This is a genomic window from Sphingomonas sp. PAMC 26621 (assembly GCF_000251145.1).
Lineage (GTDB): Bacteria > Pseudomonadota > Alphaproteobacteria > Sphingomonadales > Sphingomonadaceae > Sphingomonas.
Genome location: NZ_AIDW01000036.1, coordinates 37,892 through 57,524, shown reverse-complemented (window position 1 = coordinate 57,524; position 19,633 = coordinate 37,892). Strand labels below are relative to the sequence as shown.

The 19,633-nt window shown below is 65.5% G+C and carries 21 protein-coding genes; 9 read left to right on the top strand and 12 right to left on the bottom strand.

The features are described 5' to 3' along the window. Positions 1–39 precede the first annotated feature (39 nt). Positions 40–1,320, top strand: coding sequence for a glycoside hydrolase family 130 protein (locus RI03_RS16845; RefSeq protein ID WP_026046809.1), 1,281 nt, complete (start codon positions 40–42; stop codon positions 1,318–1,320). 585 nt (positions 1,321–1,905) lie between these two features. Here the strand turns inward: RI03_RS16845 and RI03_RS16840 are convergent. Together RI03_RS16840 and RI03_RS16835 are read right to left on the bottom strand one after the other, a co-directional pair. Beyond that, a complete protein-coding gene (locus tag RI03_RS16840) occupies positions 1,906–2,235 on the bottom strand; it encodes a hypothetical protein (RefSeq protein ID WP_010218759.1) in 330 nt (109 codons plus the stop codon). A 130-nt stretch (positions 2,236–2,365) separates the two neighbouring features. Beyond that, positions 2,366–4,345 carry an OPT family oligopeptide transporter gene (locus RI03_RS16835; RefSeq protein ID WP_010218758.1) on the bottom strand — a complete coding sequence of 660 codons (1,980 nt, stop codon included), beginning with the start codon at positions 4,343–4,345 and terminating at the stop codon, positions 2,366–2,368. 97 nt (positions 4,346–4,442) lie between these two features. Between RI03_RS16835 and RI03_RS16830 the strand changes: the two genes are divergently transcribed. Beyond that, entirely contained in the window at positions 4,443–5,270 is an 828-nt protein-coding gene (locus RI03_RS16830; RefSeq protein ID WP_010218757.1) for a diacylglycerol/lipid kinase family protein, read from the top strand. 10 nt (positions 5,271–5,280) lie between these two features. Further along, entirely contained in the window at positions 5,281–6,045 is a 765-nt protein-coding gene (locus RI03_RS16825) for a metallophosphoesterase family protein (RefSeq protein WP_010218756.1), read from the top strand. Positions 6,046–6,182: 137 nt separating this feature from the next. Here the strand turns inward: RI03_RS16825 and RI03_RS16820 are convergent, their stop codons facing one another. The 4 genes from RI03_RS16820 to RI03_RS16805 all read right to left on the bottom strand — a co-directional run bounded on the left by RI03_RS16820 (position 6,183) and on the right by RI03_RS16805 (position 9,926). Next, positions 6,183–7,457 (bottom strand): sensor histidine kinase, encoded by a 1,275-nt coding sequence (locus RI03_RS16820; RefSeq protein ID WP_010218755.1) that lies wholly within the window; start codon positions 7,455–7,457, stop codon positions 6,183–6,185. A gap of 239 nt (positions 7,458–7,696) precedes the next feature. Beyond that, entirely contained in the window at positions 7,697–8,263 is a 567-nt protein-coding gene (rpsI, locus tag RI03_RS16815; RefSeq protein WP_010218754.1) for a 30S ribosomal protein S9, read from the bottom strand. Beyond that, positions 8,263–8,742: a 50S ribosomal protein L13 gene (rplM, locus tag RI03_RS16810; protein WP_010162051.1), complete on the bottom strand. Its 480-nt coding sequence runs from the start codon at positions 8,740–8,742 to the stop codon at positions 8,263–8,265. The genes rpsI and rplM overlap by 1 nt, the downstream gene beginning before the upstream one ends. Before the next feature lie 146 nt (positions 8,743–8,888). Continuing rightward, positions 8,889–9,926, bottom strand: coding sequence for a COX15/CtaA family protein (locus RI03_RS16805; protein WP_026046808.1), 1,038 nt, complete (start codon positions 9,924–9,926; stop codon positions 8,889–8,891). Positions 9,927–10,043: 117 nt separating this feature from the next. Between RI03_RS16805 and RI03_RS16800 the strand changes: the two genes are divergently transcribed. After that, positions 10,044–10,436, top strand: a complete 393-nt coding sequence (locus tag RI03_RS16800; protein ID WP_010162054.1) for a MerC domain-containing protein — start codon at positions 10,044–10,046, stop codon at positions 10,434–10,436. 49 nt (positions 10,437–10,485) lie between these two features. Then, positions 10,486–10,962, top strand: coding sequence for a Fur family transcriptional regulator (locus RI03_RS16795; protein WP_010162055.1), 477 nt, complete (start codon positions 10,486–10,488; stop codon positions 10,960–10,962). Between the two features lie 155 nt (positions 10,963–11,117). On the opposite strand, the gene RI03_RS16790 is transcribed toward RI03_RS16795, so the two are convergent. Next, positions 11,118–11,657: a GNAT family N-acetyltransferase gene (locus tag RI03_RS16790; protein ID WP_010218750.1), complete on the bottom strand. Its 540-nt coding sequence runs from the start codon at positions 11,655–11,657 to the stop codon at positions 11,118–11,120. A gap of 107 nt (positions 11,658–11,764) precedes the next feature. Between RI03_RS16790 and dxs the strand changes: the two genes are divergently transcribed. The 3 genes from dxs (at position 11,765) to RI03_RS16770 (ending at position 15,150) form a co-directional block, all read left to right on the top strand. Continuing rightward, entirely contained in the window at positions 11,765–13,690 is a 1,926-nt protein-coding gene (dxs, locus tag RI03_RS16785) for a 1-deoxy-D-xylulose-5-phosphate synthase (protein WP_010218749.1), read from the top strand. A gap of 259 nt (positions 13,691–13,949) precedes the next feature. Further along, positions 13,950–14,642, top strand: coding sequence for a DUF6629 family protein (locus tag RI03_RS16780; RefSeq protein ID WP_238542422.1), 693 nt, complete (start codon positions 13,950–13,952; stop codon positions 14,640–14,642). A gap of 229 nt (positions 14,643–14,871) precedes the next feature. Next, complete coding sequence (locus RI03_RS16770) at positions 14,872–15,150, top strand: type II toxin-antitoxin system RelE/ParE family toxin (protein ID WP_010218747.1); 279 nt, start codon at positions 14,872–14,874, stop codon at positions 15,148–15,150. A 277-nt stretch (positions 15,151–15,427) separates the two neighbouring features. On the opposite strand, the gene RI03_RS16765 is transcribed toward RI03_RS16770, so the two are convergent. The 4 genes from RI03_RS16765 to RI03_RS16750 are packed head-to-tail and all read right to left on the bottom strand — an operon-like array spanning position 15,428 to position 18,163. After that, positions 15,428–16,492 (bottom strand): ribonucleotide-diphosphate reductase subunit beta, encoded by a 1,065-nt coding sequence (locus RI03_RS16765; RefSeq protein ID WP_010218746.1) that lies wholly within the window; start codon positions 16,490–16,492, stop codon positions 15,428–15,430. Positions 16,493–16,548: 56 nt separating this feature from the next. After that, complete coding sequence (locus RI03_RS16760; protein ID WP_010218745.1) at positions 16,549–17,667, bottom strand: acyltransferase family protein; 1,119 nt, start codon at positions 17,665–17,667, stop codon at positions 16,549–16,551. After that, a complete protein-coding gene (locus tag RI03_RS16755) occupies positions 17,664–17,864 on the bottom strand; it encodes a hypothetical protein (protein ID WP_010162061.1) in 201 nt (66 codons plus the stop codon). Before RI03_RS16755 ends, RI03_RS16760 begins: the two co-directional genes overlap by 4 nt. Further along, positions 17,861–18,163 (bottom strand): hypothetical protein, encoded by a 303-nt coding sequence (locus RI03_RS16750; protein ID WP_010218744.1) that lies wholly within the window; start codon positions 18,161–18,163, stop codon positions 17,861–17,863. Before RI03_RS16750 ends, RI03_RS16755 begins: the two co-directional genes overlap by 4 nt. 71 nt (positions 18,164–18,234) lie before the next feature. On the opposite strand from RI03_RS16750, the gene RI03_RS16745 reads away from it, so the two are divergent. Further along, the gene (locus RI03_RS16745; protein WP_010162063.1) at positions 18,235–18,495 is read left to right on the top strand and encodes a DUF2171 domain-containing protein; all 261 of its coding nucleotides are present in this window, start codon (positions 18,235–18,237) and stop codon (positions 18,493–18,495) included. 53 nt (positions 18,496–18,548) lie between these two features. Here RI03_RS16745 and RI03_RS16740 read toward each other — a convergent pair whose 3' ends face one another. Further along, positions 18,549–19,559, bottom strand: coding sequence for a class I SAM-dependent methyltransferase (locus RI03_RS16740; RefSeq protein ID WP_238542421.1), 1,011 nt, complete (start codon positions 19,557–19,559; stop codon positions 18,549–18,551). Positions 19,560–19,633 lie beyond the last annotated feature (74 nt).

Sequence of the window (19,633 nt, the reverse complement as noted above, 5' to 3'; positions counted from 1 at the left end):
TCGCGATGCCGCCAAGGCATTGAACGAGGCAATTTGCGCGTGATAGAACTGTTCCAGCATGCCCTGCGGCTGCACGCCGACCCATCCCGAGTCGTCGTGCGGCCGTTCCATCTCGCCTGGTCGCGCAACGGCGGAAGCCGGACCGAGCGGATCGTCGCCGCGGTGATGTCGCTCGACGCGGCGCAGACCCGCGCCGAGCTCGAACTCGTCCTCAAGGATTTCGAGGCACGCCACTGGCAGACGCGCCGCGTCTTCATGACGCGCTACGACGAAATCGAGGACATGCTCGGGATCGACGGCAGCGAGATCGGCGACGAGAAGCGGCAGTTGATCGGCGCGTATTTCTGCCACGAATACAGCTATGCCGCCGCCGCGCTGATGAACCCCAGCGCTGTGCCGCATTTCGACCAGTCGGGCATGCCGGCGGGATCGCAGCGCATCCTGATGTCGCTGCGCGCCGTGGGCGAGGGGCACATTTCCTCGGTCGCGTTCCGCGAGGGGATCATCACCGACGGCAACCAGTTGAAGCTCGCGCCCGAGCCGCCGTTCGCGACCGCGACGGATGCGGTCGGGATCGACGAGGAAACGCTTCCCGAAGGTCCGATCACGGTGTTCCGGCATCGCGATTCGACGCTGTCGGGCACGGTGATCTTCCCGATCACCGCCGCGCAGTCGAAAGGGCTCGAGGATCTCCGCCTCGTCCAGTTCACGCATGACGATGGCACGGTCGAATGGCTTGGCACCTATACCGCCTATAACGGCTCGGTGATCCAGTCCGAGCTGATGCGCACCCGCGATTTCCGCGCGTTCGATCTGGTGCCGATGACCGGGCCGGCGGCGCGCAACAAGGGCATGGCGCTGTTCCCGCGCAAGGTCGGCGGACAATATCTGATGATCGGCCGGCAGGACGGCGAGAATCTGTTCCTGCTCAAGTCGGATACGCTGACGCATTGGGACGAGGGGCAGAAGCTGCTGACCCCGGCGTTCCCGTGGGAGCTGGTGCAGATCGGCAATTGCGGGCCCCCGATCGAGCTCGACGAGGGCTGGCTGCTGCTGACGCACGGCGTCGGCGCGATGCGCAAATATGCGATCGGCGCGGTGCTGCTCGACAAGGCCGATCCGTCGAAGGTGATCGGCCGCACGCGCGAGCCGATCCTCGCGGCGGCGAACCAGGATCGCGAGGGGTATGTGCCCAACGTCGTCTATACGTGTGGCGCGATCCGGCATGGCGATACGCTGTTCGTGCCGTATGGCGTGGCGGACAGCTCGGTGGCGTTTGCGTTTATTCAGATCGGGTCGTTGCTTGAGGCGATGGGGTAGCGGTTTTGGGTGGGGTGGCCGGCGCGGTGCAACCCACCCGTCCTTCCCGCGATGGCGAGCGTTCTGCAAAGCCGTCCGTCATCCTGAACTCGTTTCAGGATCCAGCCCTCCGCGAGTCCGGACTGTGCCTATTGCACGGTGGATGCTGAAACAAGTTCAGCATGACGGCAGTTTTTGGGGTGAGGGTGCCGGTTAAACTTCCGATTGCCTTTACGCGGAGGGCTTGCGGAGCCGGGAATCCGCTAACGCCGTCCGCCATATTCTGCGCGGCCAGCCAGTATGGCTCCCCGCCGCCGCGGGGATGACGCGGGAGGGGTGGGATGCCCAGGAGCCCAGGATTACGGGTGTGGCGTTTGTTGCCCTGGACTCCTGCTTACGCAGGAGAACGGTCGGCGGCCTTTCGTGCGTTACCTCCCCGCCGTTCGTTTCGAGCGTAGTCGAGAAACAGGGCACAGCGCAGGTTTCTCGACTTTGCTCGAAACGAACGGCAGTGGTCGTGTTGCGTGAACTGTGCGCTCCTCATTCATCAGGTTGAACGGCAATAGCTGGTGGTAAGCGGACTGGCAGGTTTCGGAAGCCGCCGCTTTAATGAGCACATTTCCGCATGATCCTACGCACTCCCCAAAACTGTGCTTGTTGAGCGATCAGAATGACGACTGAAATGGCAAACAAGGCAAAGACCGCCTTTGTGTCGAATATCGTCGCCTCGCCTTCAAAAACTCCTTTGATCAGGATAATGAAAAGGACAACGAAATAAACGAAAGGGGCTTGTAGGACGACGACGATGCGATTTGTATTCGGCTTGTTGGTTCGCCCCATAGGCAGTTGTCCCGATGGCAGGGCCGTGTTGGCATGCCAAGCTGCGGCACCCATTAGCGCCATAGTTCCGAGAACAATTAAAATGCTAACGATCATCGCGAAATGGCCCTGTCCATCTCGTCTTAAGTAGCAGGTTTTGGGCGGGGGCAGTATGGCTAGGAACGTCCGGAGTTAGGCGGAAGCGGAATAGCCGCTTCAGTAGGCTACGGCTGACTTCCGTGGACTGTTACGCCCCTTGCGCAACCACCCGCCGCATCGTCGCCCGGTACAAGATCGCCACCATTGCCGCGAACAGCACCGTCCCCCCGATCAGCGCAGGCGTCGCGAAGCCCGCCCCCACCACCGCGAGCGGCGAGTCCGTCCCCGAGCCTGCGACGACGAACGCGAACAGTACCCCGAACAGGCTCTCTCCCACGATCAGTCCGGTCGCGGTGAGCACGCCGAAGCGGCGCGCGCGTTCGGGGTTTGCGGTGCGGTCGGCCCAGCGATCGTAGCACCAGCCGACCACCGCGCCGATCACCGTCGGCAGGATCACGCTCATCGGCAGGTAGATGCCGATGCCGATCGCAAGTGGGGGAAGCCGCAGCAGCTTCGCGCGCCCGAGCAGCATGTCGACGACGATCGCCACCACCCCCGCCGCGACGCCCCATTCGAGCATCGTCCAGTTGAGATTGCCGCCGAGCACGCCCTGCGCGAGCGTTGAGATCAGCCCCGCCTGCGGGGCGGCGAGCGCATTCGGCCCCGCGCCTGGCGCGCCGACGAACCCGAACGCGGTGTTGAGCACGTTGAGCACCGGCGGTACCACGAGCGAGCCGAACACCACGCCGATGATCAGCGCGACCTGTTGTTTCCACGGCGTCGCGCCGACGAGTTGCCCGGTCTTGAGATCCTGCAGATTGTCGTTCGAAATCGTCGCGACGCCGAACACGATGCCAGTGACGATCAGCGCATAGGCGATCAGCGCCTGCGTCGTTTCGGGCGGGGTGCCGCGTCCGAACAGCCCGACCAGCATCAGCGACGAGGCGATGACGGCGAGGATGCCGATCCCCGAGACGGGCGAATTGGACGCACCGATCAAGCCCGCCATATAGCCGCACACCGCCGCGATCATCAGCCCGATCACGAGGATGAAGACGAGCGCCCCGCCGATCAGCGCGAGTGCTGCGGGGGCGAGCGGGCCGCCCGCGATGACGCTCCACAACAGCCACGCGATCGGCAGCAGCACCGCGAGCGATCCGCCGAACACGATCCCGATCGGCAGGTCGCGTTCCTCGAGCGCTAGCGTATCGCCCGCGCCGCGCGCGCGCGATGCGGCGAGCGCCGAGCGGACTCCGCCGATGACGGGGCGCGCGATGCTGATCAGCGTCCACACCGCGGCCACGCCGATCACGCCCGCACCGAAGAAGCGCACATCCGAGCGGAACACGGTGTTCGCCCAGGTCTCTGCGCCGCCCGCGACCGGGTGGATCGCGGTGAGATAGGGCAGCAGTATCCACCAGCCGATCACCATGCCGAGCCCCTGCGCCATCCCGACCGAGATGCCGACGAGATGCCCGACCCCGAGCAACGCGAACGATAGCCCGCCCGAAATGCCGGTCGCGCCAGCGCCCGCGCGGAACCACACCGACGCCTCGGCGATCGCCAGCTTCATCTGCGTGAGCAGTGCGAACCCCGCAGCGGCAAGGCTGTTGACGATGATGATCCGCAGCCCCGTCGCGCTCTCCGCGGCACCGCGCGCGTCGCCATCGCCGCGCACGCCCGATCCGACCTGGAGCACTTCGGCGGCGGCGCGACCTTCGGGATAGGGGAGGTCGGTATCGACGACGAGCGCACGCCGGAGCGGCACCGAGAACATCACGCCGAGGATGCCGCCGGTCATCGTGATCGCGGCGGTCGTCACGAACGGGAAGCCCTGCCACCAGCCGATCATGATCAGCCCCGGCAGCACGAAGATGATCGCCGCCAGCGTCCCCGCTGCGCTCGCGATCGTCTGGACGATGTTGTTCTCGAGGATCGTCGCGTCCTTGAACGCGCTCAGCACCGCCATCGAGATCACCGCCGCCGGGATCGAGGTCGCGAAGGTCAGCCCGACCTTGAGCCCGAGATAGACGTTGGCCGCGGTGAACAGCAGCGTGATGAGCCCACCCAGCAGGACTCCGCGCAGCGTGAGTTCGGCGATCGGTTTGGCGGCGCGTGGGTCGGTCATGCGCTACCGTTGCACCAAGCGCCTGCGGCGGGACAGGGGTTTGTGGCACGCGGGATCGCCGACGTGACTTTTCGCGGACTGGTGCGTTGGCGGAACAATGAAGACTCTGTGGTTCATCACCAACCCGAAATCGGGCACCGCGACGCCTGCCAAGGCCAAGGCGCTCGAGGCGATCTGCAGCGAGCGCGGACTGACGCTTGCCGGGCGCACCGCCTTTCCCGAAGAACCCTTGCCGACACCGCGATCCCTCGACGCGGCAGGGGTCGATACCGCGGTGCTGTTCGCGGGCGACGGGACGATCAACGCGGCGGTGACCGCGCTGCTCGACTGGAAGGGGTCGATCCTGATCCTGCCGGGCGGGACGATGAACCTGCTCGCCAAGCTGCTCCACGGCGGCACCGACCCCGCGAAGATCATCGGCGCAGCGCACGACCGGGCGCGCAAGACCGCTTTGCCGTTCGCGCAGGTCGGCGAGAACCGCGCCTTCGTCGGGTTGATCCTCGGCCCGGCGGCGAGTTGGGTCCGTGCGCGCGAGATCGTGCGGAGCGGAAGCCTGCGCGGGCTGGGACGCGCGCTTCGGCATGCGTGGAGCCGGACCTTCGGCAAGGGGATCCGGATGGAAGGCGTGGCGGGGCTCAAGTCCGGCGCGCAGGCGGTGCTGGTGCGCGCCGAGGATGACCGGCTCGACATCGCCGCGATCGACGCGCGCGATTTCGGCAGCATCACGCGGCTCGGCTGGGAATGGCTGACCGGCGATTGGGTCGCGGCATCGGAAGTGACGCAGTGCCACGCGACCAGCTTCCGCACGGGTGGCAAGAAACCCGCATTGGCGCTGTTCGACGGGGAACCCGCCATGCTGGAACCGGGTAGCGAAGTCCGCATCGGGCGGACGCGCGACCTGTTCCTGACCACGCGCGAACGATAAGAGGCGTCCGATGATCCGTCTGTTTCATGTCAGCGACGTCCATTTCGGACGCGAGGATGCCGCCGCGATCGCGTGGTTCGACGCGCTGGTCCATGCCGAGCGCCCCGATGCGGTGGTGATGACGGGCGACCTGACGATGCGCGCGCGACGGCGCGAATTCGCTGCGGGGCTCGAATGGCTCCAGCGGTTGCCGGTGCCGGTGACGGTCGAGGTGGGCAACCACGACCTGCCGTACTGGAATCTGTTCGACCGGTTCTTCCGCCCCTATCGCCGGATGGGCAAGGTCGAACGAATGGTCGAGCGGCCGATCGATCTGGCGGGCGTGGCGATCGTGCCGCTGGTGACGACCGCGCGCGCGCAGTGGCGGCTCAACTGGTCGAAGGGCTATGTCAGTCGCGGGGCATTGCGGCGGACGCTCGACCTGATCGCGGCGGTGCCCGAGAACCGGCTGATCTTCATTGCCGCGCACCATCCGCTGATCGAGGCGGACACGCACGCTTCCGCCAAGACACGACGGGGTGCCGATGCGCTCGACGCGCTGGCGGCGGCGGGGGCGGATGCGGTTCTGACGGGGCACGTCCACGATCCGTTCGACATCGCGCACGACGTTGACGGTCGTAGCATCCGGATGATCGGCGCGGGAACGCTGTCGGAGCGGACCCGGACGACGCCGCCATCGTTCAACGAGATCCGGGTCGCGGACGGGCGGTTCGACGTCGTGTGCCGGACGATGTCGCCCAAGCCCGACGAGGTGCTGGAGCGCGAGCGGGTTTAGCGCCGGCTCTGCTTACTCTTCCCCGGCGAAGGCCGGGGCCCAGTGGCGATGGCGGAGGTAATGGAGCACGGTCGCCTGCAATCTTCTGTTTTCCGACTGGGCCCCGGCCTTCGCCGGGGAAGGGATCCGAGAAGGGGTCAGCCCTTCCGCATTTCTACCGGGAAGGTGACGATGAAATGCGCGCCCCCGTCCGACTTGGCATCGACGCTGCCGTGCAGGCTGCGTGCCAACGTGCGGATCAGTTGCAGGCCGAGGCTGCTCGAGGAGCCTGCGCGGACGTCGAACGTTGCGGGCAGGCCCGCGCCATAATCGCGGACCGTGAGGCAGACCGACTCGCCGTCACGCGTCGCCGAGACCGAGACCTTGCCGCCGTCCTCGCCATACGCGTGCTTCGCCGCATTGGTGACGAGCTCGGTAATCAGCAAACCGACTGCGACTGCCTGATCCGCGTCGATCGAGATCGCGTCGGACGTGCAGTCGAGCGCGAGGCTCGGCAATTGTCCGGACAGGCTCGCGCACAGATCCTCGAGCAACGCCCGCATATCGACCCGCCCGGTGCCCTGCCGCCACAATTGGTCGTGCGTCCGCGCGATCGCTATGACGTGCCCCGACGCTTCGTTGAGCGCGCTCGATACCTCGGGCAGCGGGTTGCTGCGGGATTGCAGGTGGAGGATGCTCGACAGCATCGTCAGGCTGTTCTTGACGCGGTGGCTCGCCTCCTGAACGAGCACTTTCTGATAGTCGAGCGCCTCGGCCAGCCGCCGCTCGCCCTCCTGCCGGTCCATCGCCACCCCGAGCAGATTGGCGAAGCCCTGCAGGAACGCGATGTCGGCGGCCTCGAACTGGCCAGCGCTCGGGCTGTCGACCTCAAGCACGCCCCAGGCGCCCGCCGTGGTCGAGATCAGCACGTTGATCGCACGGCGCACGCCGTGTTCGACCATGATCTGCGGGGTACGGAAGCGGTCCTCGCCCTCGAGATGGTTGGAGATGACCGGCGTGCCGTTGCGGAAAGCGAATCCGGCGGGCGACTTGTCGTCCGCGCTCAGCGTGGCCTGACCGATCACCCCGGCGCGCCAGCCGACTCCGGCGCGGAACAGCAGGTCGGCCTGTTGGGGACGGAACTCGAGAACCTTGCACAGCCCGGTCCGCATGCCGTCCGCGGCCATTTCGGCGGCCTTGGCCAGCAGCGCGTCATTGTCGCGGCATTGCAGCGCGAACAGCCCGAAATCGGACAGGATCGCCTGCTGCTGGAGCCGATAGCCTAGCAGCGACCCCGCGCCGACCTGCTCGATCGCCTCGGTGAAGGACGTCGGCCCATTCGACGTGCCCTCGGCGGTCTCAACGACATCGTCCGATGATCCGTCCAGCAGGGCGGACTGGGTCGTGGCGTGCGGGGTAGGGTCGTCGGTCACTGGGGCAGGTCCTGCAATCGGGTAAATGGTCGTCCCCACTGTTCGTTTCGAGCGCAGTCGAGAAACCTGCGCTGTGCCGGGTTTCTCGACTTCGCTCGAAACGAACGGACAGGGCATGTCCTTATCGTGCCAAGGTAATGGTTCGACTCATCAATAAGGAGGACGTGCCCGAGCGGCCCAAACGAAAAAGGCGGCCCGTTGCCGGACCGCCCTTTCGCAAGCATCGATGCTCGGGAAGCTTAGCGCTTCGAGAACTGGAAGCTACGACGTGCCTTCGCACGGCCGTACTTCTTACGCTCGACGGTACGGCTGTCGCGCGTCAGGAAGCCTGCCGCCTTGACCGGCGCACGCAGGATCGGCTCGAACTTGGTCAGTGCCTGGCTGATGCCATGCTTGACCGCGCCGGCCTGACCCGAAAGGCCACCACCCTTGACGGTGCAGACGACGTCATACGCACCCTGGCGATCGGTCACGCCGAACACCTGGTTGATGACGAGACGCAGCGTCGGGCGTGCGAAATACACTTCCTGGTCACGACCGTTGATCGTGATCTTGCCCGAGCCCGGCTTGATCCAGACACGTGCAACCGCATCCTTACGACGACCGGTCGCATAGGCGCGGCCGTACTGGTCGAGGATCTGCTCGCGCAGCGGCATCGTCGGAGCAGTTGGCTCCTCGATCTTGCCGGCCATGTAATCCTCGGCCTGTGCGTCCGAAGTCGTTGCGGCGGCCGGTGCTGCAGCAGCAGGCGCGGGAGTGTTGGTCAGAGCGGCGAGATCGGCCAGCGACTGGCGGTTGTCGGACATTATGCGCCCACCTTGTTCTTGCGGTTCATGCTGGCGATGTCGAGAACCTCGGGGTTCTGCGCCTCATGCGGATGCTCCGTGCCGGCGAAGACGCGCAGGTTGCGCATCTGCTGACGGCCGAGCGGGCCGCGCGGAATCATCCGCTCGATGGCCTTTTCGATCACGCGCTCGGGGAAACGACCTTCGAGCACCTTGCCCGCGGTGATTCCCTTGATGCCGCCGGCATAACCGGTGTGCTTGTAATAGACCTTGTCCTTGAGCTTGTTGCCCGTGAACCGCACCTTGTCCGCGTTGATGATGATGACATTGTCACCGCAATCGACGTGGGGCGTGAAGCTCGGCTTGTGCTTGCCGCGCAGGATGTTCGCGATGATCGAGGCCATGCGGCCAACGACCAGACCATCGGCATCGACGATGATCCATTTTTTCTCCACCTCATACGGCAATGCCGGCTTGGTGGTCTTCATCAGCGCCTTCATGGGGCTTGTGACCTTACATAGCTAAAATGACGGATGCCGCCCCGGGGGACGGCATCGTTGGCGTTGCTAATGCTGGGACGGGCGCGGAAAGTCAAGGTTTCGGCGGGTTTCCCGACAGGTATCGGGATACCGTCCGCTATCCTGCGTCAGATTGTCCGGCGTCCGACGGCATGTGCGGCGCAAATTGCCGCAATCAGCAGCAAGGCGGCATTTGCCTGGTGCGCGACGGCGACGACGATCTCGACGCCGCTGAGCAAAGTGGCGATCCCGAGCAGGATCTGGCCCGCGACCAGCGCAATCGCGATTCCGCCGATTCGCGGCGCGTCCGCCCGGATCGCGCGCCAGCCGAGCGCGACGACCCCCGCCGCCGCGACGAAGGCGAGCCAGCGGTGGATGAACTGGACGACGATCGGATTGTCGATCGCGTTGCGCCACATCGGCTCGGTCATCGGCGTGGCGGCGGGGAAGATCTCGTTCCCCATCAACGGCCAGCTTGAGAAGGCGTAGCCGGCATCGAGCCCGGCAGTGAACGCGCCGAACATGATCTGCGTGAACAACAGCACCAGCGCGGCGGCTGCAAAGGCACGCAGCCGTGCCGGACGCGCGAGCCGAGTCGCGGCGAGATCGCGCAGGTCGAGTGCAGTCCACACCGTTCCCGCCAGCAGCGTCAGCGCGGTGACGAGGTGGATCGCGAGCCGGATATGGCTGACGTCGGTGCGCTTGGTCAGCCCCGACGACACCATCCACCAGCCGATCGCGCCCTGCAGCACGATCAGCGCGACCAGCGCGCCGAGCCGCGGCGCATAACCGCGCGGCAAGCGTCCGCGCGCCCAGAAATAAAGGAACGGCAGCAGGTACACCATGCCGACCACGCGCCCGAGCAGCCGGTGGACATATTCCCAGAAAAAGATTGCCTGGAAGCCGGCCAGCGTCATCCCGCGGTTGATCTGCTGATATTCGGGGATGCGCTTGTAATTGTCGAACTCGGCCTGCCACTGCGCGGCGTTGAGCGGCGGAATGATTCCACTGATTGGTTTCCACTGGGTGATCGACAGCCCCGACTCGGTCAGGCGGGTAATTCCGCCGATCACGACCATCGCGACGACCAGCGCCGCCGCGAGAAACAGCCAGAGCGACACCGTACGGGGTCGGACGCGCGAGGGGAGCGAGGATGCCTGGAGCATGATCCCGTCTTACGCGTCACGCCCGGACCCGTCGATTGTCGATTGCAGTCCCGCGCATGCAAAAAAGCGCGATGATATGTTGTAACTTGGCGGAGGGCATGCCACATGGCGAACAGCATGACGACGCTTGCCTCCTCTCCCGCCTATCGGTGGATCGAACAGCGGTTCGACAATATGGCGATCGGGCTGTCGGGGCTGTGTGTCGTCCATTGCATCGCGAGTTCGGTGTTCCTGGCGTTGGCCGCATCGGCGGGCGGGTTGCTGCTCAATCCACTGTTCCATGAGATCGGGCTGACGATCGCGATCGGCTTCGGCGTGATCGCGCTCGGGCGCGGGATCTTTACGCACGGCTATATGATGCCCGCGGTGGTCGGCGCGGCCGGCCTGGGCATGATGGCGGGGGCGATTTCGCTGCCGCATGACGGCGACGGGCTGGAGACGGTGTGGACGCTGATCGGCGTCGCGACGCTCGCGCTCGGCCACGATCTCAACCGCCGCGCCGCCTGCTGACCTTCGCTCGGACGTTGCAGCGAAGGCGGGGAGGGCCTATCTCCCATCCATGGCGACGCACCGACATTATGAACCGCAGGACGCCGATCTTGCGCTGGCGGCTCAGGCAACGCTGGAGCGATCGGGCGAGCAGTGGACCACGATGCGCGCCAACATCTTCCGCGCGCTGGCGGGGTTCGACAAGCCTGCCTCGGCCTATGACATCGCCGAAGCGGTTTCCAAGACCGAAGGGCGCCGCGTCGCCGCGAACAGCGTGTACCGCATCCTCGACCTGTTCGTGACGTCCAACCTGGCGCGGCGGGTGGAAAGCTCGAACGCGTATATCGCCAACGCCCACCCCGATTGCCTGCACGATTGCATCTTTCTGGTGTGCGATTCCTGCGGGCAGATCGTCCATCTCGACGACGACCGGCTGACCAAGGGTGTGCGGACGGCGGCGATCGACGCGGGGTTTGCGCCCGAGCGTCCGGTGATCGAAGTGCGCGGCAAATGCGCGGCGTGTGCGGCGACCGCGAAGGCGGCGTAGCGGCGGGTTTTCTCCCGGCGATCACTTTGTTGCTTCCCCGGCGAAGGCCGGGGGCCAGTAGTGAAGGTGGTTGTCTAAGGCGCAGCGCTAGGCGATCGATGGTCTGCTCTCGGGCCCCGGCCTTCGCCGGGGAAGGAAGGACGGGCGGCTCCGGATTATCCCAGCGTCTTCCCCATCCGCACCCCCGGCACCGGCGGCCCCGCCGGGGCCATCCGCGCGACGCGCTCGATCTCGACGTAACCGCAGGCGCGGTACAGCGGTTCGCCCGCAAGCGTCGCCATCATCTCGAGCTGCCTGAACCCTGCCACGCGCGCGGCATCCTCGCACAACGCGAGCACGAGCCGCCCGACCCCGCTGCGGATGAAACCGGGGTGGGTGTACATCGCGCGGATCCGCGCGGCATCGGTCGCCGGATCGAGCGTCCGTGCATCGCGCGCAACCGCGCTCGCGTCCCCGCCGAACAGCGTCGCGCGGTAACTCCAGCCACCGCAACCGGCGAGCGCACCCGATTCCTCGACGACGAAATAGGTCCGGTCCGCAATCAGTTGCGTGTCCAGCCCCATGCTCAACCGACTCGCTGCGACTTCGGCGTCGGAGAGAAACGCGGATTGCAGCGCGGTGATCGCGTCTTCCATCAACGCACTGATCGCGGGGATGTCGGCTTCGGTCGCCACCCGGTGGGAAAAATCGCGCATGCCGCCTTGTCGGTCGCGCAGGCGACGGCCGTCAAGAAAATGTCGCTTTGTAACGGAAGCAACTAGCAGCAATCGACAGCGTGAAGGACCGGCGCTAAACAGGTCCGATGGTTGACTCTCATAAGACGCCGTTGCTCGACACGGTTAACGTTCCCGCGGACCTGCGGACCCTCCCTGCGACAGAGCTGCGCGCGCTTGCCGACGAGCTGCGGCAGGAGACGATCGCCGCGGTCGGTGTGACCGGTGGCCATCTCGGGTCGGGGCTCGGCGTGGTCGAGCTGACCGTCGCGATTCACTATGTCTTCGATACGCCGCGCGACCGCCTCGTGTGGGACGTCGGGCATCAATGCTACCCGCACAAGATCCTCACCGGTCGTCGCGACCGGATCCGCACGCTGCGCATGGGCGGGGGCCTCTCCGGTTTCACCAAGCGCTCCGAGAGCGAATATGACCCGTTCGGCGCGGCGCACAGCTCGACCTCGATCTCGGCCTCGCTCGGCTTCGCGATCGCCAATAAGATCGCGGACAAGCCCGGCAAGGCGATCGCGGTGATCGGCGACGGCGCGATGTCCGCGGGCATGGCGTATGAAGCGATGAACAATGCGGCGCAGGCGGGCAACCGGCTGGTCGTGATCCTCAATGACAACGACATGTCGATCGCGCCGCCGGTCGGCGGGTTGTCGGCGTATCTCTCGCGAATCGTGTCGAGCCGCGAGTTCCTCGGCTTCCGCGAACTCGCCAAGCGGCTTGCCAAGAAGCTGCCACGGCCGTTCGCCTCCAGCCTCAGCAAGGCGGACGAATTCGCGCGCGGGCTCGCCATGGGCGGCACGTTGTTCGAGGAACTCGGCTTCTATTACGTCGGACCGATCGACGGGCATAATCTCGAGCAGCTCATCCCGGTGCTCGAGAACGTCCGCGATGCGGAGGAAGGCCCGATCCTCGTCCATGTCGTGACCAAGAAGGGCAAGGGCTACGCCCCGGCCGAAGCCGCTGCGGACAAGTACCACGGCGTCCAGAAGTTCGACGTGATCTCGGGCGTCCAGACCAAAGCGCCCCCGGGGCCGCCGCAGTATCAGAACGTGTTCGGCGCGCAGCTTCTGAAGGAAGCGGAGAGCGATCCGACGATCTGCGCGATCACCGCGGCGATGCCGTCGGGGACCGGGCTCGACGGTTTCTCCAAGGCCTTTCCCGACCGCTTCTTCGACGTCGGCATCGCCGAGCAGCACGCGGTCACCTTCGCGGCGGGCCTTGCCGCGCAGGGGATGCGGCCGTTCTGCGCGATCTATTCGACCTTCCTCCAGCGCGCGTACGACCAGGTCGTCCATGACGTCTGCATCCAGAACCTGCCGGTCCGCTTCGCGATCGACCGCGCCGGGCTGGTCGGCGCGGATGGCGCGACGCATGCCGGGTCGTTCGACGTGACGTATCTCGCGACGCTCCCCAACATGGTGGTGATGGCGCCGTCGGACGAAGCCGAGCTGGTCCATATGACCCACACCGCGGCGTTGCACGACAGCGGGCCGATCGCGGTGCGCTATCCGCGTGGCAATGGCACGGGCGTGGCGATGCCCGAGGTTCCCGAGCGGCTCGAGATCGGTAAGGGGCGGATCGTCCGCCAGGGGCACAAGGTCGCGATCATGGCCTTGGGGACTCGTCTCGGCGAGGCGTTAAAGGCGGCGGATGCTCTGGAAGCCAAGGGGTTGTCGACCACGGTCGCCGATCTGCGCTTCGCGAAGCCGCTCGACGAGGAGCTGATCCGCAAGCTGCTGACCACGCATGAGGTTGCGGTGACGATCGAGGAATCGTCGGTTGGCGGTCTTGGCGCGCATGTGCTGACCTTCGCGAGCGATACCGGGTTGATCGACGCGGGGCTGAAGCTGCGGACGCTGCGCTTGCCTGACGTGTTTCAGGACCAGGACAAGCCCGAGGCGCAATATGCCGAGGCGGGTCTGGATGCGGACGCGATCGTCGAGACGGTGCTCAAGGCGCTGCGGCATAATTCGGGTGGTGTGGTCGAGGGCGCGCGGGCGTAAATCTTCTTCTCAATCCCCTCCCCTTCAGGGGAGGGGTTGGGGGTGGGGGAGTCCAGCGGAACTTAACTCTCTGCGAGGCACTGCCCCACCCCCAACCCAGCGCCGGGTCGGTCATGCCCCCGGCATGACCTGAACAGCGCGGGGCGCTGTTCACCCGGCGCTCCTAAAGGGGAGGGGCTTCAAGAAGTCCCGCCCTTCCCACCCAGCACAATTCCCCCCACACAGGCCCCGGCGGTTCCGCGCCCGAGGGACCGACCATGTGCTTCTCCGCCACCGCCAGCTTCACCGCCGCCGTCGTGCTTGCCACGATCGCGTTGCCACGCTGCGCCACGTCCGCGAACCGCGCGCTTTGTTGTTCGCGAGCGTGCCCTTGCTGTTCGCGTTCCACCAGTTTTCGGAAGGGCTGGTGTGGCTGTCGCTCGAGGAGCGTCTCGGGCGCTATGCGGTCGATCACAGCGTGTTCCTGTTCTCGCTCTACGCCCTCGGAATCCCGCCGCTGCTGATGCCGATCGCGGTCGCGCTGATGGAGCCGCCGGGGTGGCGCCGCCGCGGGATCCTCGCGCTGACCGGCGTCGGCGCAGTGGTGTTCGCGTGGGACATGGCGGGGCTGGTGATCGCGCCGACCTGCGCCGCGATCGAGTTCCATTCGATCGCCTATAGCAACCCGGTGACGAGCCGCCTGTGGGTGTCGCTGCTATACATCGCCTCGACCTGCGGCGCGCTGCTGCTGTCGTCGCACCGCGTCGTGCGCGGGTATGGCGTGCTCAACGTGGTCGGGCTGACGATCGTGCATCTGGTGAAGGGCTATGCCTTCGCCTCGGTGTGGTGCTTCTATGCCGCGGTGCTGAGCGTGGTGCTGTACCGCCAGTTCCACCGGCAGGACATCGATGTGGCGGTGCCGAACGGGACGAGCGCGGTGCGGCGGTCGTTTGTTTTGTCCTGGCTGCGGTGAGGGGGCGCTACGGTTTTCGGAATGCGGCGGGCGTGGTATGAATGCTGCCACATGAACCAGAAGCCGACCCTGTTCGAGTCTGTCGACCCGGCTGCCGAGGCAGCAGCGGATGCCCGCGCCGAGGCTGATGTCACAGCGGGACGACTGGTGTCGCATGAAGCGGTGAAGCGCTGGATACAGTCCTGGGACACGGACGCTCCGCTGCCACGGCCACGCGTCGGCGACTGACTTGCGCGCGATCGTCTGGACGGACGAGGCGGTCGCTCACGTGGAAGCGATCGTCGCGTATATCGCTGCTTTCAATCCCGCAGCGGCGCGGACATTGGGCGAGCGACTGATTACCGTCGCGGACAGTCTTGCCGAATTTTCCGAGCGTGGACGTGATGCCGGGGGCGGGATGCGCGAGATGACGAGCGTCTGGCCCTATGTGCTGCGCTATCGGGTGGAGGCGGAGCGAGTGATCATCCTGCGGGTGCGCCACGGTGCCCGGGACGAAGAGGGCGCGTAGCGAGACGTCCCGGCGTGTTACGCTGAGGACCGTACCAGCGATCCCGCGGTCTCAAGCCGGCGATGCAGAATCGCGTTGGCGACGCTTATCGGGTCGAGAGGGGCAATGTTTGAGTTTACAAAGAGCTTAATGCACTCAAATTTCCATGAATGCATCAGCCAAGATAAAAAGGGGCGTCGCGGGCAAAGCCCGCGCCGTCGGTCGGCGCTGGAGCGCCGCCGGCCGGTCGCGCCTCGAGGCGGGGATTAGCTTGCGCTAATCCCGCGCCCGGCGCGACTCACTCAGCCGCCACCCCAGCCCGCGAGAACATGTCCCCCGCGTCCGAATCCTCGTTCGCCGAGAACAGCTCGACCGGCCCGGCCTTCGCCTTCTGGCGCTTGTCGAACCCGTCCCACACTTCGTTCCAGTTGCCGCGCGTCGCTGCCTTCGAATATTCCGTCGCGCGCTGTTCGAAGAAGTTGGCGTGCTCGACGCCGTTGAGCATCGGCGCGAGCCACGGCAGCGGGTGTTCGTCGATCATGTAGATCGGCTTCATGCCGAGCTGCCCCAGCCGCCAGTCGGCGATGTAGCGGATGTATTTCTTGATTTCCTTGGGCGTCATGCCGTTGACCGGGCCCATCTCGAACGCGAGGTCGATGAAATTGTCCTCGAGCCGGACGGTGTGCTGGCACATGTCGGCAATGTCGTCGCGGACCGACTTGGTCATGCAGTCGCGTTCCGCGCAGAAGGCGTGGAACAGCTTGATGATCCCCTCGCAATGCAGCGATTCGTCGCGGATCGACCAGGTGACGATCTGCCCCATGCCCTTCATCTTGTTGAAGCGCGGGAAGTTCATCAGCATCGCGAACGACGCGAACAGCTGCAGCCCCTCGGTGAAGCCGCCGAACATCGCAAGCGTCTTGGCGATGTCCTCGTCGCTGTCGACGCCGAACGTCTGCAGATAGTCGTGCTTGTCCTTCATCTCGCTATATTCGAGGAAGGCGCCATACTCGCTCTCGGGCATGCCGATCGTGTCGAGCAGATGGCTGTAGGCGGCGATGTGGACCGTCTCCATATTGCTGAACGCCGCCAGCATCATCTTGATCTCGGTCGGCTTGAAGATGCGGCCGTATTTCTCGTGATAGCAATCCTGCACCTCGACGTCCGCCTGGGTGAAGAAGCGGAAGATCTGCGTGAGCAGGTTGCGCTCGTGGTCGCTGAGCTTCTGCGCCCAATCGCGGCAATCCTCGCCCAAGGGCACTTCCTCGGGCATCCAGTGGATCTGCTGCTGGCGCTTCCAGAAATCGAATGCCCAAGGGTATTCGAACGGCTTGTACTGCTTGCGGGCTTCGGTGAGGGACATGGGGTTACTCCAGGACGCTTTTCAGGAAAGATAGGAAAGAAGGAGAGGGCAGGCGATCATCCGCCCGCCCGCCGGATCAACAGGCCGCCAACCAGCCCGATCGCGAGCAACACGTAGGCGGTGATGCCGAGCGCGCGGCCACGCTGCGGCGTGTACCAGGCGTTGCGGTGCGCCATCACCTGGCGATCGATCAGGTACCACGCAACGATCGCGACCGGGATCGCCAGCAGATAGGACAGCGCCTCCTGCACGACCGAGGGACCGTAGCCGAGACGGCGCGCCACGGAATGCACCGCGAACCCGCCGATCCAGTGGTTGAGATACAGCGGATAGGATATCGCGCCGACGAACACGCCGACCGCCCCGCGCGTCCCCGGGATCGCCGCGGCAAGGACCACCGCAACCGCCAGCAACGCGCGCACCTGCGGGATCGGCCAATAGGCTGCCGCGACGAACAACGCGACGGCGACAACCGCCGCGATCGCCGGGCCGCGATAGCGCGCGTTCCACACCACGCCGGCGGCATTGGTCCCATGATCGCGATGGACGATCGCCGCCACGACGCCAAGCGCGATCGGGGTGAATTGCGATCCTTTCAAAAGCAGCAACGCGGCGACCACCAGCCACACCCACAGCCGCTTCCCCCACGCCAGGAACAGCATCAGCAACGGCGCGAAGAGGTAGAACTGCTCCTCGACCGAGATGCTCCAGAAATGATTTCCGGTGCCCAGCAGCGGCATCTCCCCCGAGGCGCGCGGGAATACGGTCCAGGTGTAATGGGTGAAGGACGCGTCGTAGAAAAGATATTTGAACCAGTTGGCGTCGACGCCGTGGACTGCCGCAGCGAGCCCGTAGAGCAGGATGACCGTCGCGAAATACGGGCACCAGATCCGCGTCGCGCGATTGTAGAAGAAGCGCGGTAATTCCGCGCGTTGCGTCTCCAGCAGGATGCCGCCGATCAACCAGCCGCTCAGCGCCAGGAACACGCAGACCGCAAGGTTGCCGTCGAGCGGCGCGGGGAAACGCGCCCCGGCATGGACCAGGACGACCACGGAGGCCAGGACGAACCGCAGCCAGTCGAACAGCGGATAGGCCGCAATCTTGCGCTGCTCGGGATTGGCAAGCGGAAGCGGCGCGGCGTGCGCCATGTTCCGGGTGGCAATCGTATCAGTCATGCGCTCACGCTCCAATGCCACATCGCACTTGCGGACATGATCAGCACCACACCGAGCGACAGCGCCATGATCCCGACCATCCGGAACGCATAGACGCGCCCCTCGCTCCCCGGGCGGACGAGCGCGAGCAACAGGCCCGCGCCGATCAGCGTGAACACTGCCGCCACCGCATACATGATCGCGATCCCCGGCGTCATCGCCGTACCACGCGCGTGACGTAGACGGTGCGGGTCCGGTTCGCGCCGACGCCCAGGAAGACGATCCCGAGGAAATAGCCGAAATCGTACCAGCCGCCATTGTTCGGCACCGCATAGACCGCGATGTCGGGCACCAGCAGCGACAGGACCCAGGCGACCGGGAAGATGAAGCCGTGCCACACGCCCAGCACGAAGCCCGGCGCGGCCGGCGCGACCGCGCTCGCGACCTGGTGCGCGCACCCGGCCAGCGCGAGCACGCCCGGCAGCACCGCCAGCCCGCGGAGGGTGGGGCCGGTCATGCCGCATTCCTTGCATCGATTTGGACGGGCGTGCGTTGGGAGTCCGCAACCGTAACGAAGGAGCTACCACCATGGTCGACGCATCGCAGATTCAGGAACATGCCGAAGTCATCGGCGCAGACGGCGTCCATGTCGGCACCGTCGACCACGTCGAGGGCGGCCGCATCAAGCTTACCAAGAAGGATTCCGGCGCGCAGGTCAACGAGGGCACCGGCAGCCACGAAGGGCATCACCACTTCATCTCGCTCGGCCTCGTTGCCGATGTCGAGGACGGCAAGGTCCGCCTCAGCGCCAACGCCGATGTGGCCGTGACGTTCGAAGAAGAGAAGTAATCCCGTCGCAGCGGTGCCACCGGCACCGCGCGTGAGGGACTGGCGGGCGTCGCTCATGCGGCGCCCGCCGTCTTGCGCAGGACAACGGTGACATTGGGCCCAAGCGGGGCACGGAACCCGTAGAGCCGGCACAGGAAGGCCTCGAAACCAGTACGAACGACACCACGGGCCTTTCGGGCAAGGCCGTGATCGGGGTATGCACTGCTCTCGGCGCGCACGATTTCGAGGACGCTACCGCTGACCAGTTGCGTCATGATCGACGCGGACAGGGTCGAGACATGCGTGTAGTCCCCAGACTGATACAATCCCGACAAAATGCTTTGACCGTTGGGAAATCGCGCGATGCAATGGCCACCGGGACGCAACATCGCAGAGATCTGGTCGAGCATTCGTCGGATTTCGTCGAGCGACAAATGTTCGAGAACATCGAACGCGGCGATCACCCCGAAACGATCGCGGTGACGGTCTACAGACTGCGACAGATCGGTTGGCAACACGGTGACATTGCGGGCGGCAGCAAGCGCCTTGCCCTGCTCGGACATTTCGGTGCCGTAAAGACGGGCACCTCGTGCCGCTGACCAGCCCAGGAACCGGCCGTTGCCGAAACCGATTTCCAGCAGATCCTCCCCCGCAACCGGGATGCCCCGCATCTCGAGATCGAAATAGGCGCGGTCGCTTGGCGTGACGGCCATGAAATCGGTCGAGTTCCAACCCTTCCACACTTCATACCCGTGATAGGCAGTCGCATTGGTCATCGCTTCGCCCCTCGGCTCTGGCGGCGCGACGACCGTCAAGACCGGAGCGGGCGACGCGCGCATGGTTGGTGTCTTGTGGACAACAGGATACGCTCGTCTGTGCAAACCCGGCATCGGAATGCTGGTACAGTGCGATTCAAAACGTCTGTCCGCTCTGCGGCGCGACGCATGGCGCGCAAAGCCGGCGGACGGACGAAACGCTGAACCGGAAGCACGCAACCCCGAGAGGCACAACCGCTCCGAATCAGTAACGCATGACAAGCGGCTGCGCCACCTGTCATGCGTCGTCTTGATCTGAGGGTCGAGCATCGTGACTGTTACCTATCTTGGACCGCCGACGCCGGGGTCGCCGTCGGACGGTGCGTAAAATCGGTTGATCCGGC

Bases quoted from the DNA above. Each gene is read 5' to 3' on its own strand.
- RI03_RS16750 (WP_010218744.1), bottom strand. From the start codon at position 18,163: ATGACCGGCCCCACCCTCCGCGGGCTGGCGGTGCTGCCGGGCGTGCTC.
- RI03_RS16805 (WP_026046808.1), bottom strand. From the start codon at position 9,926: ATGCTCCAGGCATCCTCGCTCCCCTCGCGCGTCCGACCCCGTACGGTG.
- RI03_RS16800 (WP_010162054.1), top strand. From the start codon at position 10,044: ATGACGACGCTTGCCTCCTCTCCCGCCTATCGGTGGATCGAACAGCGG.
- RI03_RS16825 (WP_010218756.1), top strand. From the start codon at position 5,281: ATGATCCGTCTGTTTCATGTCAGCGACGTCCATTTCGGACGCGAGGAT.
- RI03_RS16755 (WP_010162061.1), bottom strand. From the start codon at position 17,864: ATGACGCCGGGGATCGCGATCATGTATGCGGTGGCGGCAGTGTTCACG.
- RI03_RS16795 (WP_010162055.1), top strand. From the start codon at position 10,486: ATGGCGACGCACCGACATTATGAACCGCAGGACGCCGATCTTGCGCTG.
- RI03_RS16745 (WP_010162063.1), top strand. From the start codon at position 18,235: ATGGTCGACGCATCGCAGATTCAGGAACATGCCGAAGTCATCGGCGCA.
- RI03_RS16790 (WP_010218750.1), bottom strand. From the start codon at position 11,657: ATGCGCGATTTTTCCCACCGGGTGGCGACCGAAGCCGACATCCCCGCG.
- dxs (WP_010218749.1), top strand. From the start codon at position 11,765: ATGGTTGACTCTCATAAGACGCCGTTGCTCGACACGGTTAACGTTCCC.
- rpsI (WP_010218754.1), bottom strand. From the start codon at position 8,263: ATGTCCGACAACCGCCAGTCGCTGGCCGATCTCGCCGCTCTGACCAAC.
- RI03_RS16740 (WP_238542421.1), bottom strand. From the start codon at position 19,559: ATGCTCGACCCTCAGATCAAGACGACGCATGACAGGTGGCGCAGCCGC.
- RI03_RS16830 (WP_010218757.1), top strand. From the start codon at position 4,443: ATGAAGACTCTGTGGTTCATCACCAACCCGAAATCGGGCACCGCGACG.
- RI03_RS16760 (WP_010218745.1), bottom strand. From the start codon at position 17,667: ATGACTGATACGATTGCCACCCGGAACATGGCGCACGCCGCGCCGCTT.
- RI03_RS16840 (WP_010218759.1), bottom strand. From the start codon at position 2,235: ATGATCGTTAGCATTTTAATTGTTCTCGGAACTATGGCGCTAATGGGT.
- RI03_RS16765 (WP_010218746.1), bottom strand. From the start codon at position 16,492: ATGTCCCTCACCGAAGCCCGCAAGCAGTACAAGCCGTTCGAATACCCT.
- RI03_RS16835 (WP_010218758.1), bottom strand. From the start codon at position 4,345: ATGACCGACCCACGCGCCGCCAAACCGATCGCCGAACTCACGCTGCGC.
- rplM (WP_010162051.1), bottom strand. From the start codon at position 8,742: ATGAAGGCGCTGATGAAGACCACCAAGCCGGCATTGCCGTATGAGGTG.